At 73.3% G+C, this 13,269-nt stretch carries 13 protein-coding genes and 1 pseudogene; 3 read left to right on the forward strand and 11 right to left on the reverse strand.

The window, feature by feature from the left end; genetic code table 11:
- Positions 1-45: 45 nt before the first annotated feature.
- Entirely contained in the window at positions 46-606 is a 561-nt protein-coding gene (locus ACIQU6_RS05705; RefSeq protein WP_403480366.1) for a hypothetical protein, read from the forward strand.
- Positions 603-1,055 carry a DUF2752 domain-containing protein gene (locus ACIQU6_RS05710; protein WP_403480367.1) on the forward strand — a complete coding sequence of 151 codons (453 nt, stop codon included), beginning with the start codon at positions 603-605 and terminating at the stop codon, positions 1,053-1,055. The genes ACIQU6_RS05705 and ACIQU6_RS05710 overlap by 4 nt, the downstream gene beginning before the upstream one ends.
- An 18-nt stretch (positions 1,056-1,073) precedes the next feature.
- On the opposite strand, the gene ACIQU6_RS05715 is transcribed toward ACIQU6_RS05710, so the two are convergent.
- From ACIQU6_RS05715 to bldG, 7 genes are all read right to left on the reverse strand, one after another.
- On the reverse strand, positions 1,074-1,478 hold the full coding sequence (locus ACIQU6_RS05715) for a hypothetical protein (protein WP_403480368.1): 405 nt from the start codon (positions 1,476-1,478) through the stop codon (positions 1,074-1,076).
- A 157-nt stretch (positions 1,479-1,635) separates the two neighbouring features.
- A complete protein-coding gene (locus ACIQU6_RS05720) occupies positions 1,636-1,833 on the reverse strand; it encodes a hypothetical protein (RefSeq protein ID WP_403480369.1) in 198 nt (65 codons plus the stop codon).
- A 69-nt stretch (positions 1,834-1,902) separates the two neighbouring features.
- The gene (locus ACIQU6_RS05725; protein WP_403480501.1) at positions 1,903-3,426 is read right to left on the reverse strand and encodes a methyltransferase; all 1,524 of its coding nucleotides are present in this window, start codon (positions 3,424-3,426) and stop codon (positions 1,903-1,905) included.
- A 133-nt stretch (positions 3,427-3,559) separates the two neighbouring features.
- The gene (locus ACIQU6_RS05730; protein WP_403480370.1) at positions 3,560-4,144 is read right to left on the reverse strand and encodes a small secreted protein; all 585 of its coding nucleotides are present in this window, start codon (positions 4,142-4,144) and stop codon (positions 3,560-3,562) included.
- Between the two features lie 216 nt (positions 4,145-4,360).
- Entirely contained in the window at positions 4,361-6,769 is a 2,409-nt protein-coding gene (locus ACIQU6_RS05735) for a sodium-translocating pyrophosphatase (RefSeq protein ID WP_403480371.1), read from the reverse strand.
- 822 nt (positions 6,770-7,591) lie between these two features.
- Positions 7,592-8,035 carry an ATP-binding protein gene (locus ACIQU6_RS05740; protein WP_403480372.1) on the reverse strand — a complete coding sequence of 148 codons (444 nt, stop codon included), beginning with the start codon at positions 8,033-8,035 and terminating at the stop codon, positions 7,592-7,594.
- Between the two features lie 110 nt (positions 8,036-8,145).
- A complete protein-coding gene (gene bldG / locus ACIQU6_RS05745; RefSeq protein ID WP_004571875.1) occupies positions 8,146-8,487 on the reverse strand; it encodes an anti-sigma factor antagonist BldG in 342 nt (113 codons plus the stop codon).
- A 160-nt stretch (positions 8,488-8,647) separates the two neighbouring features.
- On the opposite strand from bldG, the gene ACIQU6_RS05750 reads away from it, so the two are divergent.
- The gene (locus tag ACIQU6_RS05750; RefSeq protein WP_403480373.1) at positions 8,648-11,017 is read left to right on the forward strand and encodes a DEAD/DEAH box helicase; all 2,370 of its coding nucleotides are present in this window, start codon (positions 8,648-8,650) and stop codon (positions 11,015-11,017) included.
- A 399-nt stretch (positions 11,018-11,416) separates the two neighbouring features.
- On the opposite strand, the pseudogene ACIQU6_RS05755 reads toward ACIQU6_RS05750, so the two are convergent.
- From ACIQU6_RS05755 to ACIQU6_RS05770, 4 genes and pseudogenes are all read right to left on the reverse strand, one after another.
- A pseudogene (locus ACIQU6_RS05755) lies at positions 11,417-11,650 on the reverse strand (Rv3654c family TadE-like protein); the annotation flags it as partial.
- Between the two features lie 16 nt (positions 11,651-11,666).
- On the reverse strand, positions 11,667-12,077 hold the full coding sequence (locus tag ACIQU6_RS05760; protein ID WP_403480374.1) for a TadE family type IV pilus minor pilin: 411 nt from the start codon (positions 12,075-12,077) through the stop codon (positions 11,667-11,669).
- Positions 12,064-12,252, reverse strand: coding sequence for a DUF4244 domain-containing protein (locus tag ACIQU6_RS05765; protein WP_403480375.1), 189 nt, complete (start codon positions 12,250-12,252; stop codon positions 12,064-12,066). The genes ACIQU6_RS05760 and ACIQU6_RS05765 overlap by 14 nt, the downstream gene beginning before the upstream one ends.
- 144 nt (positions 12,253-12,396) lie before the next feature.
- Positions 12,397-13,257 (reverse strand): type II secretion system F family protein, encoded by an 861-nt coding sequence (locus ACIQU6_RS05770; protein WP_403480376.1) that lies wholly within the window; start codon positions 13,255-13,257, stop codon positions 12,397-12,399.
- Positions 13,258-13,269 lie beyond the last annotated feature (12 nt).

Below are 13,269 nucleotides of genomic sequence, written 5' to 3' on the forward strand. Positions count from 1 at the left end.
GCCCGTCAGCCGCCGTCGTCACGCACTCTCGGGGGGAACCCACCCATGGCGAACCAGTACCCCGGCCCGCCCCCGGAACAGCCGCCCGGTCAGCCCGGCCAGCACCCCTACTCCCCGGAGGGCGGCTACGGCTACCCGCAGGGCGGCCGGCCCGGAGAGCCCGGCTACGGCTACCCGCAGGCCGCCCCGCCGCCCGGCCCGGGCTTCGGCACCCCGCCGCCACCCCCGCCCGGCGGCTTCCCCGGCCAGCCTCCGCAGCCCGGGCCCACGGTGCTCTCGCTGGGCGACATCGCGGTCACCGGCGACACGATCATGACGCCGGTCGGCCCGATGCCGCTGCGGGGCGCGGTCTGGACGGCCACCGACATGTCGCGCACGGAGGAGAAGATCCCCACGCACGCCATCGTCCTCGCCATCGTCTTCTTCCTCTTCTGCCTGCTCGGGCTGCTCTTCCTGCTGATGAAGGAGCGCGTGACGACCGGCTTCGTCCAGGTCACGGTGAACAGCGGCGGGCGGCACCACGCCACGATGATCCCGGTGCAGTCCCCCGAGCAGGTCATGTTCGTGCTGAACCAGGTCAACTACGCCAGGTCGCTGAGCGTGTGAACCCGCACCGGCCCACCGGGAGCACCGGCCCCGGGGCCCCGGCGGGCGGCACCGACGCCGCGGCCGTCCGCCGGCGCACCCTGCGCACCGCGGCCATGGCGCTCGGCGCCGGCGCGCTGGCCGCCGGCTACCTCTGGCACACCGACCCGCACCAACCGGGGCAGCTCCTGCTCCCCTGTCCCTTCCGCCTGCTCACCGGGCTGCTCTGCCCGTTCTGCGGCGGGACGCGGATGGCGTACGACCTGATGCACGGCGACGTGGCGACCGCCTTCCACGACAACGCCGTGCTGCTCGTCCTCGGCGTCCCCGCCCTCGCCTACGCCCTGACGCGCTGGTTGGCCGACGGGCTGCGCGGGCGGCGCCGTCCGATGAAGCCGACCGCCCGCGGCAATGCCGTGCTCCTCGGCACCGCCGCGGTGTGGCTGGTCGCCCGCAACCTCGTCGGCTGACGGGCGACCGTCCCGGCGTCAGCGAACGGTGACCTTCACCACCGGCGAGAGGGTGCTGCCGGAGGCGATCCGGAGCTGGTTGGCGCCCTTGATGCCCAGCTTGACGCGTATCGCGTAGCTGCCGTTGTGGTTGACCGGCGCCTGCGCCGGCAGCGACACCCACTTCGCGGCCTGCTTCTGCTGGACCGTCACCTTGCTGCCCGCCTTGATGCCCTTGGCGACGCCGGTGATCCGGAACTCCTGCCAGGTCTTGACCGTCGTCGCGCTGGCCTTGGCGGTCAGCGTCGCCTTCGCGGGCGCGGTGGCCACGACCGGCGTGGGCGTGTGGACGTGCGTCGGCGCGGCGACCGCGGCGGCCGTACCCCCGGCGAGCAGGGCGACGGCGGCCATCCCGACGGCGGCGTAACGAAGTGCACGGTTCATGTCGGATTCCTCACTGATGGGCCAATGAGCTGGTTGGTGACCTTCGCTCAGGAATACGGGCATCGACTACCGGAGGTTCCCCCTCCGCCCCAGATCCGCCGAATTCCCCGAAACTGGCCGGAACTGAACACCCGCCACCAGCCCGGTAGTTGTCCCCTCAGAACGCGCCCAACAGCCGGCACCCCAGGGCCAGGAACCCCGCCCCGGTCAGCAGCGCCGTCACCGCCCCGGCCACCCGGCCGTACCCCACCGCCACCGGCTGCCCGGTCCGGGCGCAGACGCCCGCCCACAGCAGCAGTCCGCCCCCGAACAGCGCGAACACCGCCCCCGCGAAGCCTGCCGGCCCACTGTCCATGCCCCCAGCCTGGCAGGCCCGTACGGCGACGGGACGAACGCCGTGTGAACGAAAACGCCGCCCCGGCCGCTATTCCACCGGCTCCAGGAAGCCCTGCTCGACCAGCATCCGGATGGCGGCCGGCGTGCGGTCCCGCAGCAACACCGGGTCCTCGCCGACGAGTTGGGCGATGGCGTCCAGGATCCGGCCGGCGGGCAGTGAGCCGTCGCAGACGCCCGCGAAGCCGGCGCCGACCGTGTCCACCTTCGTGGCCCGCCGCATGCCGCGGTTCTGACGGAGCACCACATGCTCCGGGTCCTCCGCGCCGGGCAGCCCGACCTGCTCCTGCACCACCTCGTCGACCAGCCGGAAGTGCCCGGCCAGCAGCGCCGCGTCGTCGGTGGCCCGCAGGTAGTCCTGGCGGTCGAAGTGGCGCAACACCGCCTCCCCCAGGGGCTGTTCGACCGGGTGCGGCCATTCCTCGATGGTGAGGGACGGGTCCTCCGCGCCGGACTTGCGCAGCGTGATCCAGCCGAAGCCGACGGCCTTGGTCTTGCGCGCCTCGAACTCGTCCAGCCAGGCGTCGTAGCGCGCCGCGTACTCCTCCTGGCCGGCGTGGTGGTCGCCGGCGTCGCGCAGCCACAGCTCGGCGTACTGGGTGACGTCCTGCACCTCGCGCTGCACGATCCAGGCGTCGCAGCCGCGCGGCACCCAGGAGCGCAGTCGGTCCTGCCACTCCTCGCCCGCCACGTGCTGCCAGTTGGCGAGCAGTTGGCAGTACCCGCCGTCGTTGAGGTGCGCGGCGGCCTGCTGGACGAGGGTGCGGCACAGGTCGTCGCCGCCCATCCCGCCGTCCCGGTAGGTGAGCCGCGCGCCCGGCGAGATCACGAACGGCGGGTTGGAGACGATCAGGTCGTAGCGCTCCTCGCCCACCGGCTCGAAGAGCGAGCCCTCGCGCAGCTCCGCCGAACCGGCCCCGGAGAGCGCCAGCGTCAGCGCCGCGATGCGCAGCGCGCGGGGGTTGAGGTCGGTGGCGGTGACGTGGGTGGCGTGCTGGGCGGCGTGCAGCGCCTGGATGCCGGAACCCGTGCCGAGGTCGAGCGCCTTGGCGACCGGGCGGCGCGCGGTGATCCCGGCGAGGGTCGTGGACGCCCCGCCGACGCCGAGCACCAGCCCGGAGCGGTCCGCCCCCGCCCCGCCCCGGATGCCGCCCGCGCCGCCGACCGCGCAGCCGAGGTCGGAGACGATCCACCAGTCCTCCCCGTCGGGGCCGCCGTACGGCCGCACGTCCACCGTGGCGCGCACCTCGTCGCCGTCCCGCACCAGCCAGCCGTCGGCGAGGCAGTCCGCCAGCGGCAGCACCGCGGCCGCCCGCGCCTCGGCCACCGGACGCTGCAACAGGAACAGCCGCACCAGCGTCTCCAGGGGGCCCTCGCCCCGGGTCGCGCGCAGCGCGGGCACGGTCTCGCTGCGGGCCAACGCCGCGTACGCGGGCGCGCCCAGCAGCTCCAACAGGCCGTCGGCGGTGAAGGCGGCGGCCAACAGCGCCTCGCGCAGCCGGTTGGTCCGCGCGCTGCTCTCGGGGTCCTGGGCATCTGCGGTGGGGAGGTGCATCGTCACCCCACCATTGTCGGCCCTGCCACCGACAATCGGCGACGGCCCCGCGCCCCGCCCCTCTCGGGCGCGTCGCCGGGCCGTCGCCACGGGCTGTTCCGACCGGTCCGCGGGAACCCCACGGACCGGTCCGCTAGGCGCTCTTGGACGGCGCCGCCGACGGCCCGTTGGAGGCGCCCTGGTTCTGGCAGCCCTTCTGCCGCGCCATCGCCTTGCCCACGTCGCCGGCCTCCAGCTTCTTGAAGGCCTGTTCGCTCTTGGCGTTGAGCTTGTTGATCCCGTTGGACAGGTTGCGCAGCCCGTCGGCGAACTTCAGCTTGTCGCCGGTGTCCAGGCCGTCCACCTGCTTCTTGAGGTCGGCGTACCCCGCGGACAGCGAGTTGAGTTCCTTGACCGCGTTCTTCTGCGCGTCCTCGCCGCCCTCGCTCGGCGGCGCCCCCGCCTTGTCCAGGGACTTGGCCAGTTGGGCGTAGGCCGCCGAGATCTTCTGGAAGGCCGCCGAGTCGGTCTGCTGGACCTTCTTGGAGTCCGTGTTGCCGCTGTCGGCCGTCTGCATGGCCGCGTTGGCGTCCTGGATCTGCTTGAACGGAGCCTGCGCGGGGTCGCAGAACGTCTTCGCCCAGTCGTCGAGCTTCTTCGAGTTGTCGCTGCTGCAACCGGTCAGCGCGAGCAGGAGTGCGGCACCGCCGGACAGGGCAGCCACGAGCTTCTTGTTCACCGGATTGGTCCCTTCCATGGCTCTCGGCCCCGGAACATACACGTCCGACCGGCCTCGCCCCCTGGTCGGGCTTCGGGCCCGGCCCGCATTGCAGCCATTTGCACCAAGGACCGCGGGCGGGTCCGGAGACGCCGCGGGCGGGTGTCCGGCGCGCACAAAAAGCGCCGTACACCCGCCCGTTGAGCGGTCGGAGGGCCGTACCTGCGGCCCTGGCCTTCAGGACGCCACGGCGGTCTCGGTCGACTTGGCGACGTTCTCGGGGTCCTCCGTGGTGTTGCCTTCGTCACCCACGGCGATGCCGCGCCGCTTGGAGAGGTACACCGCGCCGACGATGACCACGAGCGCCAACGCGGCGGCCGCGACCCGGATGCCGAGGCTCTTGTCGTGGCCGTACGAGAACTTCACCACGGCCGGCGCGATGAGCAGCGCCACCAGGTTCATCACCTTGAGCAGCGGGTTGATCGCCGGGCCCGCGGTGTCCTTGAACGGGTCGCCGACGGTGTCGCCGATGACCGTGGCGGCGTGCGCCTCGCTGCCCTTGCCGCCGTGATGGCCGTCCTCGACCAGTTTCTTGGCGTTGTCCCACGCGCCACCGGAGTTGGCGAGGAAGACCGCCATCAGCGTGCCGGAGCCGATCGCCCCGGCCAGGAACGAGCCGAGCGCGCCGACGCCGAGCGCGAAGCCCACCACGATGGGCGTGAGCACCGCCAGCAGCCCCGGCGTGGCCAGTTCGCGCAGCGCGTCCTTGGTGCAGATGTCGACCACCCGCCCGTACTCGGGCTTCTCGGTGTAGTCCATGATCCCGGGCTTCTCCCGGAACTGCCGGCGCACCTCGAAGACCACCGCCCCGGCCGACCGCGACACCGCGTTGATCGCCAGCCCGGAGAACAGGAAGACCACCGACGCGCCCAGGATCAGCCCCACCAGGTTGTTGGGCTGCGAGATGTCCAGGCTCAGGCTCATCCCGCCGGCCGCCTGGCCGATCTCCCGTACGGCGTTGGCGATCGCGTCCCGGTACGAGCCGAACAGCGCGGAGGCCGCGAGCACCGCGGTGGCGATGGCGATGCCCTTGGTGATGGCCTTGGTGGTGTTGCCCACCGCGTCCAGGTCGGTGAGCACCTGCGCGCCGTCCCCGGTCACGTCGCCGGACATCTCGGCGATGCCCTGCGCGTTGTCGGAGACCGGACCGAAGGTGTCCATCGCGACGATGACCCCGACGGTGGTCAGCAGGCCGGTGCCGGCCAACGCCACCGCGAACAGCGCCAGCGTGATCGAGGCGCCGCCCAACAGGAACGCCCCGTAGACCGCCAGCGCGATCAACACGGCGGAGTAGACCGCCGATTCGAGGCCGATCGAGATGCCGGAGAGCACGACGGTGGCCGGCCCGGTCAGCGAGGTCTTGCCGATGTCCCGTACGGGCCGCCGGTTGGTCTCGGTGAAGTAGCCGGTCAACTGCTGGATCAGCCCGGCCAACACGATGCCGATGGCCACCGCGACCAGTGCCAGCACCCGCGGGTCGCCGCTACGGCCCAGGATCTCCGGGTCGTTGACGCCGGCGAGGTCCTTGTAGCTCGACGGCAGGTAGGCGAAGACCGCGACGGCCACCAACACCACCGAGATGCCCGCGGAGATGAAGAAGCCGCGGTTGATCGCGGTCATCCCGCTGCGGTCCCGGCGCCGGGGCGCCACGACGAAGATGCCGACCATCGCGGTGAGCACCCCGATCGCGGGCACCAGCAGCGGGAAGGCCAGCCCGGCGTCGCCGAAGGCCGCGGTGCCCAGGATGAGCGCGGCGACCAGGGTCACCGCGTACGACTCGAAGAGGTCGGCCGCCATGCCGGCGCAGTCGCCCACGTTGTCGCCGACGTTGTCCGCGATGGTGGCGGCGTTGCGCGGGTCGTCCTCCGGGATGCCCTGCTCGACCTTGCCGACGAGGTCGGCGCCGACGTCCGCGGCCTTGGTGAAGATGCCACCGCCGACCCGCATGAACATCGCGATCAGCGCGGCGCCGAGGCCGAAGCCCTCCAGCACCTTGGGCGCGTCCACCGCGTACACCAGCACCACGCAGGACGCGCCGAGCAGGCCGAGTCCCACGGTGAACATGCCGACGACGCCACCGGTACGGAAAGCGATCTTCATCGCTTTGTGCGCGACCGCCGTAAGATCCGTTTGCTGCGTCGCGTCCTCTCCCGGAGTCGCCTCACGGGCCGCTGCCGCCACACGCACATTGCTACGCACCGCAAGCCACATGCCGATATAGCCGGTGGCCGCCGAGAAAGCCGCGCCGATCAAGAAGAAGGCGCTCCGTCCGGCGCGCTGCGACCAATTGTCCGCGGGCAGCAACATGAGCAGGAAGAACACGACCACGGCGAATGCGCCGAGGGTCCGCAACTGCCGTGCCAGGTAGGCGTTTGCGCCTTCCTGCACCGCCGCCGCGATCTTCTTCATACTGTCGGTGCCCTCACCGGCCGCGAGCACTTGGCGGACCAGCACCGCCGCGACCGCCAGGGCGGCCAGGGCGACGACGGCGATCACCAGCACGATCCCGCGGTTGCCCGCGGTGAGTGACGGTTCGGCCAGCACGGTGGGGGTGTCCATCAACTGAGGGGTGAGAGGCCCCGCCATTCGTCCTCCTTGACGTTATGGCACATGGGCGCGCGGAAGCACGCTCAGGCGTCCTGAGCAAGATGTGGACGGATTGTAGGGAGCCGCGGTTGATCAAAACAGGGCGCCTCAAAGGGAATTCGCCTGTTCCCGGCGAAGATCAAAAGGCCGGGGGTTCGCCGAATTCGCCCGCACGAAGTAAACCGGCGAATTCGCTGACCCTTGACCGATGATCGGAATTTCCCACGATCCTCGCTGCTCAAAGACCTTTCACCGCACCCCGATCCCCCCGTGACCGCCGTGAAACGGGAGGGAATTGAGCCGCCCGACACCCCTCCGAAGCCCTCACCCACCCCCTCCAGCGGCCCCGCACCACGTGGTGACGTCCCGTCAGATCACGTCCGGATCGCATCGCCCACAACGGCACACACCGGCCATGACGGAGCACCCGGGCTACGCCGGAACGCGTCGGGGTAGACGGCCTCAACGGCCGGCCGGACGGGCGGCCCGTCCAACGGCTCCGTCGCCGCCTCGGGCCCAGGGAGAAGCAGGCTGCACCGACCCAACTCGGCACGCCAGCAGACAGAAACGGGCGGCGGCAGACGCCGACAGGCGGCAACAGACAAGAGAACCGGCGGTGCCGACGGCCGGTCAGGAACACACCACACGGAAACGCCCACGCGAAAACGCCGAGCCCCACGGCCCGACAACACCCACCTCAGACACCCCCGAAGCGAGGGCAGACAACCCCGGAGCGAGGGCGCCACCAACGACGCCCGCCCAACGAACCAATCCACCCGCCCGACGAGGCACCAACCGCCCCGTGCCTGACGGCCCCACTCGCTACGGCAGCACCGGCGTGGGATGCGCGGGCCAGCTCATCCGGATCCGCCCGCCGTTCTCGCCGGAGGACACCTCGACGTCGTCGACCAACCCGCTGATCACCGCGAGGCCCATCTCGTCCTCGCCCTCGGCGTCGCTCTCCCCGCCGCCCTCGGCCGGAACTCCGCCCGCGGCGGTCCCACCGGAGCCGGGAACCTCGTCGCCCACCTCGATCGAGAACTTCTTCTCGGCCTCGTCCTCGACCAGCACCACCCGCACCGGCGCCGAGATGCCGTGGCTCTCGTGCATCCCCACGGCGCGACTGCACGCCTCGCCGACGGCGAGCCGCACCTCGTCCAGCACGGCCTCGTCCACCCCCGCGCGCCGCGCCACGGCAGCCGCGACCAGACGCGCGGTCCGGACGTGCTCGGGAAGGGCGCTGAAGCGAAGTTCGACGGTGGCCATGCCATCCCCCTCAGGATGCGGACGTGCAACGCGGGGGGCCGGACGAGCGCGCCCGGTACCCCCCACTCCTTCCACCCCCCGCACCCTTGGCGCGGGGGACCGGCGAACCGTCAGTCAGTGGCTGCGACGGCTTCGTCGACCGAGGTGTGGATCGGGAACACCTTGGTCAGACCGGTGATTCGGAAGATCTTGAGAATGCGCTCCTGGTTGCAGACCAGGCGCAGCGAGCCCTCGTGGGCGCGCACCCGCTTGAGCCCGCCGACCAGGACGCCGAGCCCTGTGGAGTCCAGGAAGTCGACACGTTCCATGTCCACCACGAGGTGGTAGCTTCCGTCGTTCACAAGCTCGACCAGCTGCTCGCGCAGCTTGGGCGCGGTGTATACATCAATCTCGCCACCGACCTCGACGACCGTACGGTCGCCAACGGTCCGGGTCGACAGGGACAGGTCCACGGATCCTCCAGCACCTTGCTATCGAGCGGTCGCCCCCCTGGGGCCTCCCCACCGAGGTAGGGGCGGATCGGCAGCCGCCATGGCATTCAATCACTTACCAGCAGGCGTGCACGACGCCTTGTGAGCATTGTCCGTCACACCGGTGACACACTCGGTGCCGATGGCCTCCAATCCACGTCCGCCGGAGCGTGACGCGCGCACGTCCCCAGGCATGATTCTCGACGGTCTCGCCCGGGGCGCGACCCGTGCTGCGCGCATCACTCATACGGAGCACTTGCCCCCGCGCATCGGCACCCATGCCGACTGGCCGGCACGGATCCGACCGGAAGTGATCGATGCCATCCGTTCGGCCGGAATCGATCGCCCCTGGGCCCACCAGGCACGGACGTCCGAACACGCGCTGCGCGGCGAATCCGTCGTGGTCGCCACCGGCACCGCCTCGGGCAAGTCCCTGGCGTACCTGGCACCGGTCCTCTCCACGCTGCTGGACGGCTCGGAGGCGCCCAACGGGCGGGGGGCCACGGCCCTGTACCTCGCGCCCACCAAGGCCCTGGCGGCCGACCAGCGGCGGGCGGTGCGCGAACTGGCCGCCCCGCTCGGCACCGCGGTCCGGCCCGCCGTCTACGACGGCGACACCCCGGTCCAGGAGCGCGAGTGGGTCCGCCAGTACGCCAACTACGTCCTGACCAACCCGGACATGCTGCACCGCGGCGTCCTCCCGGCCCACTCCCGGTGGTCCTCGTTCCTGCGCGCGCTGCGCTACGTCGTCATCGACGAATGCCACACCTACCGCGGCGTCTTCGGCTCCCACGTCGCCCAGGTCATCCGCCGGCTGCGCCGGGTGTGCGCCCGCTACGGCTCCGAACCGGTCTTCCTGCTGGCGTCCGCCACCGCCGCGGAGCCGGCGCAGGCGGCGTCCCGGCTCACCGGCCTGCCCGTGGCGGAGATCACGCAGGACACCTCGCCCCGCGGCGAGTTGGTGTTCGCCCTGTGGGAACCGCCGCTGACCGAGCTCCACGGCGAGCAGGGCGCCCCGGTCCGCCGCACGGCGACCGCGGAGACCGCCGACCTGCTCACCGACCTCGCCGTCCAAGGGGTCCGCACGGTCGCCTTCGTCCGCTCGCGGCGCGGCGCCGAACTGATCGCCCTGATCGCCCAGGAACGGCTCGCCGAGGTGGACCGCTCGCTGCCCGCGCGGGTCGCCGCGTACCGCGGTGGCTATCTGCCCGAGGAGCGCCGGGCCCTCGAACGCGCCCTGCACAGCGGGGATCTCCTCGGCCTGGCCGCGACCACCGCGCTGGAACTGGGCGTGGACGTCTCCGGCCTGGACGCCGTGGTCATCGCGGGCTACCCCGGCACCCGGGCCTCGCTGTGGCAGCAGGCCGGCCGGGCCGGGCGCGCCGGACAGGGCGCGCTGGCCGTCCTGGTGGCCCGCGACGACCCGCTGGACACCTATCTCGTCCACCACCCCGAGGCGCTCTTCGACCGCCCCGTCGAGTCGACCGTGCTCGACCCGGACAACCCGTACGTCCTCGCCCCGCACCTCTGCGCGGCCGCCGCCGAACTGCCGCTCACCGAGGCCGACTTCCCGCTCTTCGGCCCGGAGACCGCCGGACTGCTGCCGCAGTTGGAGGCGGCCAACCTGCTGCGGCGGCGCACCGCCGCCTGGTACTGGACGCGCCGCGAGCGGGCCGCCGACCTCACCGACATCCGCGGCCAGGGCGGCTCCCCCGTCCAGGTCGTGGAGGCCGGCACCGGCCGGCTGTTGGGCACCGTCGACGCCGCGGCGGCGCACACCACCGTCCACGAGGGGGCGGTCCACCTCCACCAGGGCCGCAGCTATCTCGTCCGGCACCTGGACCTGGCGGACGACGTCGCCCTCGTGGAGGAGGCCAATCCGCCGTATTCCACGACCGCCCGCGACACCACCGCGATCTCCGTCCTGGAGACCGACACCGAGGTCCCCTGGGGCGACGCCCGACTGTGCTTCGGCTCCGTGGAGGTCACCAACCAGGTCGTCTCCTTCCTCCGTCGCAAACTGATCACCGGGGAGGTCCTGGGCGAGACCAAGCTGGACCTGCCGCCCCGTACGCTGCGCACCCGCGCGGTGTGGTGGACGGTCACCGAGGACCAGCTCGACGCCGCCCGGGTGGGCCCGCAGCAGTTGGGCGGCGCCCTGCACGCCGCCGAGCACGCCTCCATCGGGATGCTGCCGCTCTTCGCCACCTGCGACCGCTGGGACATCGGCGGCGTCTCCGTCCCCCTGCACCCGGACACGCTGCTGCCGACGGTCTTCGTCTACGACGGCCACCCCGGCGGCGCGGGCTTCGCCGAGCGCGCCTTCCACACGGCCGCCGACTGGCTCGCCGCCACCCGCAGCGCCATCGCCGCCTGCGAGTGCGACGCCGGCTGCCCGTCCTGCATCCAGTCCCCCAAGTGCGGCAACGGCAACGACCCGCTTCACAAGCGCGGCGCCCTCCGCCTCCTCACCGAACTCCTCCGCGGCGCCCCAGGCGCTCCCCCCGGCTGACGTTCGCCGCCCCCACCACGCGCCAACCGCGCCGGGCGCACGGGGCGTTGGCCCCGGCCGTGGCACCGACCCCGCGTGGGGCGTCCGGGGACCGTCCCGCCGTACGGCCACGGTGCGCACCAAGTGCCCGTCGTCGAGCGGGACTTCACGGGCACGCCTCACTCCCGGCCCGCACCGCTGGGGCGTTGCCGGGAGGGCAGACCGCCACGACGCCCGGAGCCCCGCGGCGCCCGGACGGCCCCGCGCCCGCACGGCGTCGGGCTTCCCGAACGACCCCCGCGCCGGCGGCAACCGCCCGCCCCAACTCAGCGGCACGGGCGCGGCCGGCGAGCCCGTCGTCGGGCCCGCGCGGGCTCGCACCCGCGCGGTGAACGGGCCGCCGCCCGCCTCCGCCGTGACGTCGGCGATCGGCCCGGCCACCGCGCAGCGCACCAGCCGGGCGTGCTGCCCGGCGGCCACCCGGCGCGCCGTGGCGCAGGCCGCCACCGGGCCCCGGAGCGCCTGATCGGCGGCCGCCAGCGCCGCCAAGTCGGCCGCACCGCCCGCCCGGTGCCGGGCGGTGACCGCCTGGCCGACGGCCATCAACGCCGCGAAGACCGCACACAGCGCCGCCGCCGCGCAGACCGTCCACACCGTGGCGGAACCCTCGTCAGCGCACCGTTTCCTCCGCAAGGGCCACCGCCTCTCCCCCGACCCGTACCGGCAACCGCCCCACTCCCGGGAGCCCGGCCTCGACCCGTACGCGCACCAGGTCGCCCTCCCGGGTCACCGCGATCCGCGCACCCCGGGGAGCCGCCGCCCGCGCGGCCGCGAGCACCTGGGCCGAGGGCTCCTGCCGCGCCGCCGCGCGCGCCCCGGCCCGCGCGGCGTCCACGCAGGCGATCCGGGCGCAGGCGGCCAGCAACCCCCAGACCAGCGCCACCGCGACGACCACCAGCACCGGCAGCACCACCGCCGCCTCCGCCGTCACGAACCCGGCGTCCCGCGCTCCCGGCCCGCCGGGCGGGCCCGCACCGGCGCGCGCGGCACGGACCCGCCCGCGGCCCTCAGAACGGCACATCGAGCGCCCTCTGGAGCATCGACCGCAGCGCCGCGACCACCGGCCCGCTCGTCACCAGCTTGTAGAGCACCGCCGCGAACGCACACGCCGCGAGCGTCCCCACCGCGTACTCCGCGGTGCTCATCCCGCGGTCCACCCCTGCCGCGCGCACCCGCGACCACCATCGACGGAACATGTCCTGCCTCCTGGAAATCTCCCGAACCTGCCTGAATCTGCCTGGATATGTGCATCTGCTTGTGCAGCCGTGACCGTGTGAGCCCCGGTCGCGGCCGGGACCGGCCTCGCGCGTACCCCTGCCACCGGGCCGCGCACCGTCGCCTCACCTCATGCCGTCACCCCCCAACAGCCCGCCCGCCAGCCCGATCAGCACCGGCGCCACCCCGAGGACGAGGAAGGCCGGCAGGAAGCACCCCGACAACGGGAGGGTGACCAACACCCCCGCCCGTCGGGCCCGTGCGACCGCGGCCCGGCCCCACTCGGCACGCAGTTCGGCCGCGACCCGCAGGGCCGGCTCGACGGCCGGGGCCCCCGATATCCCCGCGCGCTCCATGCAGCGCGCCAGCGCCCCGGCTCCCGGGAGCTCCGCCAACCGCGCCCATGCGGCGGCGGGTTCGCCGCCCAGGCGCAGTTCCGCCGCGATGTGCCTCAGCCGCTCGGCGACCGTTCCGTCCAGCGACCGCCCCACCGCCTCGACCGCCTCCCGGGGGCCGGCGCCGGCCGCCAGGCAGGCCGCCAACAACTCGCCGGCCGGAGCGAGTTCGGCGGCCACCCGCGCTTCCGCGGCCCGATCCGCCGCCGCGCCCCGCTGCCACCGCAGCCAGTGGTGGGCGCCCCAGCCGACGGCGATCCCCACCAGGGCACCGGTCACACCACCCAGGAGGACGGCCGCACCGCCGCCCGCTCCCAGGGGCCCGCCCCACTCCCGCAGCCACGCCTCCGGCAGACCGTCCTCCCGGGCTGCTCCGCGCCCCCACCACCGGCCCCGGACGACCCACCGCACCCGTGCGCGCAGGCCCCTCTCGCCGCCGTCCAGGCCGCCCGTCGCCCCCGCCAGCACGCTCGGCACCCGCCGCCGCACCGCACGCTCCACGCGCACCGCCCGCACCAGCGCCCCCGTACACAGCAGGATCGCGGCGGCCAACGCCACCATCCCCACCCTGTGGACAACTTCCGGACTCATCACACCCGCCCC

It is taken from the genome of Streptomyces sp. NPDC090442 (assembly GCF_044769405.1).
GTDB lineage: Bacteria > Actinomycetota > Actinomycetes > Streptomycetales > Streptomycetaceae > Streptomyces.

What these genes read in the sequence shown, in the direction of transcription:
- ACIQU6_RS05705 (WP_403480366.1), top strand. Translation starts at nt 46, where the DNA reads ATGGCGAACCAGTACCCCGGCCCGCCCCCGGAACAGCCGCCCGGTCAG.
- ACIQU6_RS05715 (WP_403480368.1), bottom strand. Translation starts at nt 1,478, where the DNA reads ATGAACCGTGCACTTCGTTACGCCGCCGTCGGGATGGCCGCCGTCGCC.
- ACIQU6_RS05720 (WP_403480369.1), bottom strand. Translation starts at nt 1,833, where the DNA reads ATGGACAGTGGGCCGGCAGGCTTCGCGGGGGCGGTGTTCGCGCTGTTC.
- ACIQU6_RS05725 (WP_403480501.1), bottom strand. Translation starts at nt 3,426, where the DNA reads ATGCACCTCCCCACCGCAGATGCCCAGGACCCCGAGAGCAGCGCGCGG.
- ACIQU6_RS05735 (WP_403480371.1), bottom strand. Translation starts at nt 6,769, where the DNA reads ATGGCGGGGCCTCTCACCCCTCAGTTGATGGACACCCCCACCGTGCTG.
- ACIQU6_RS05740 (WP_403480372.1), bottom strand. Translation starts at nt 8,035, where the DNA reads ATGGCCACCGTCGAACTTCGCTTCAGCGCCCTTCCCGAGCACGTCCGG.
- ACIQU6_RS05750 (WP_403480373.1), top strand. Translation starts at nt 8,648, where the DNA reads ATGGCCTCCAATCCACGTCCGCCGGAGCGTGACGCGCGCACGTCCCCA.
- ACIQU6_RS05760 (WP_403480374.1), bottom strand. Translation starts at nt 12,077, where the DNA reads ATGTGCCGTTCTGAGGGCCGCGGGCGGGTCCGTGCCGCGCGCGCCGGT.
- ACIQU6_RS05765 (WP_403480375.1), bottom strand. Translation starts at nt 12,252, where the DNA reads ATGTTCCGTCGATGGTGGTCGCGGGTGCGCGCGGCAGGGGTGGACCGC.
- ACIQU6_RS05770 (WP_403480376.1), bottom strand. Translation starts at nt 13,257, where the DNA reads ATGAGTCCGGAAGTTGTCCACAGGGTGGGGATGGTGGCGTTGGCCGCC.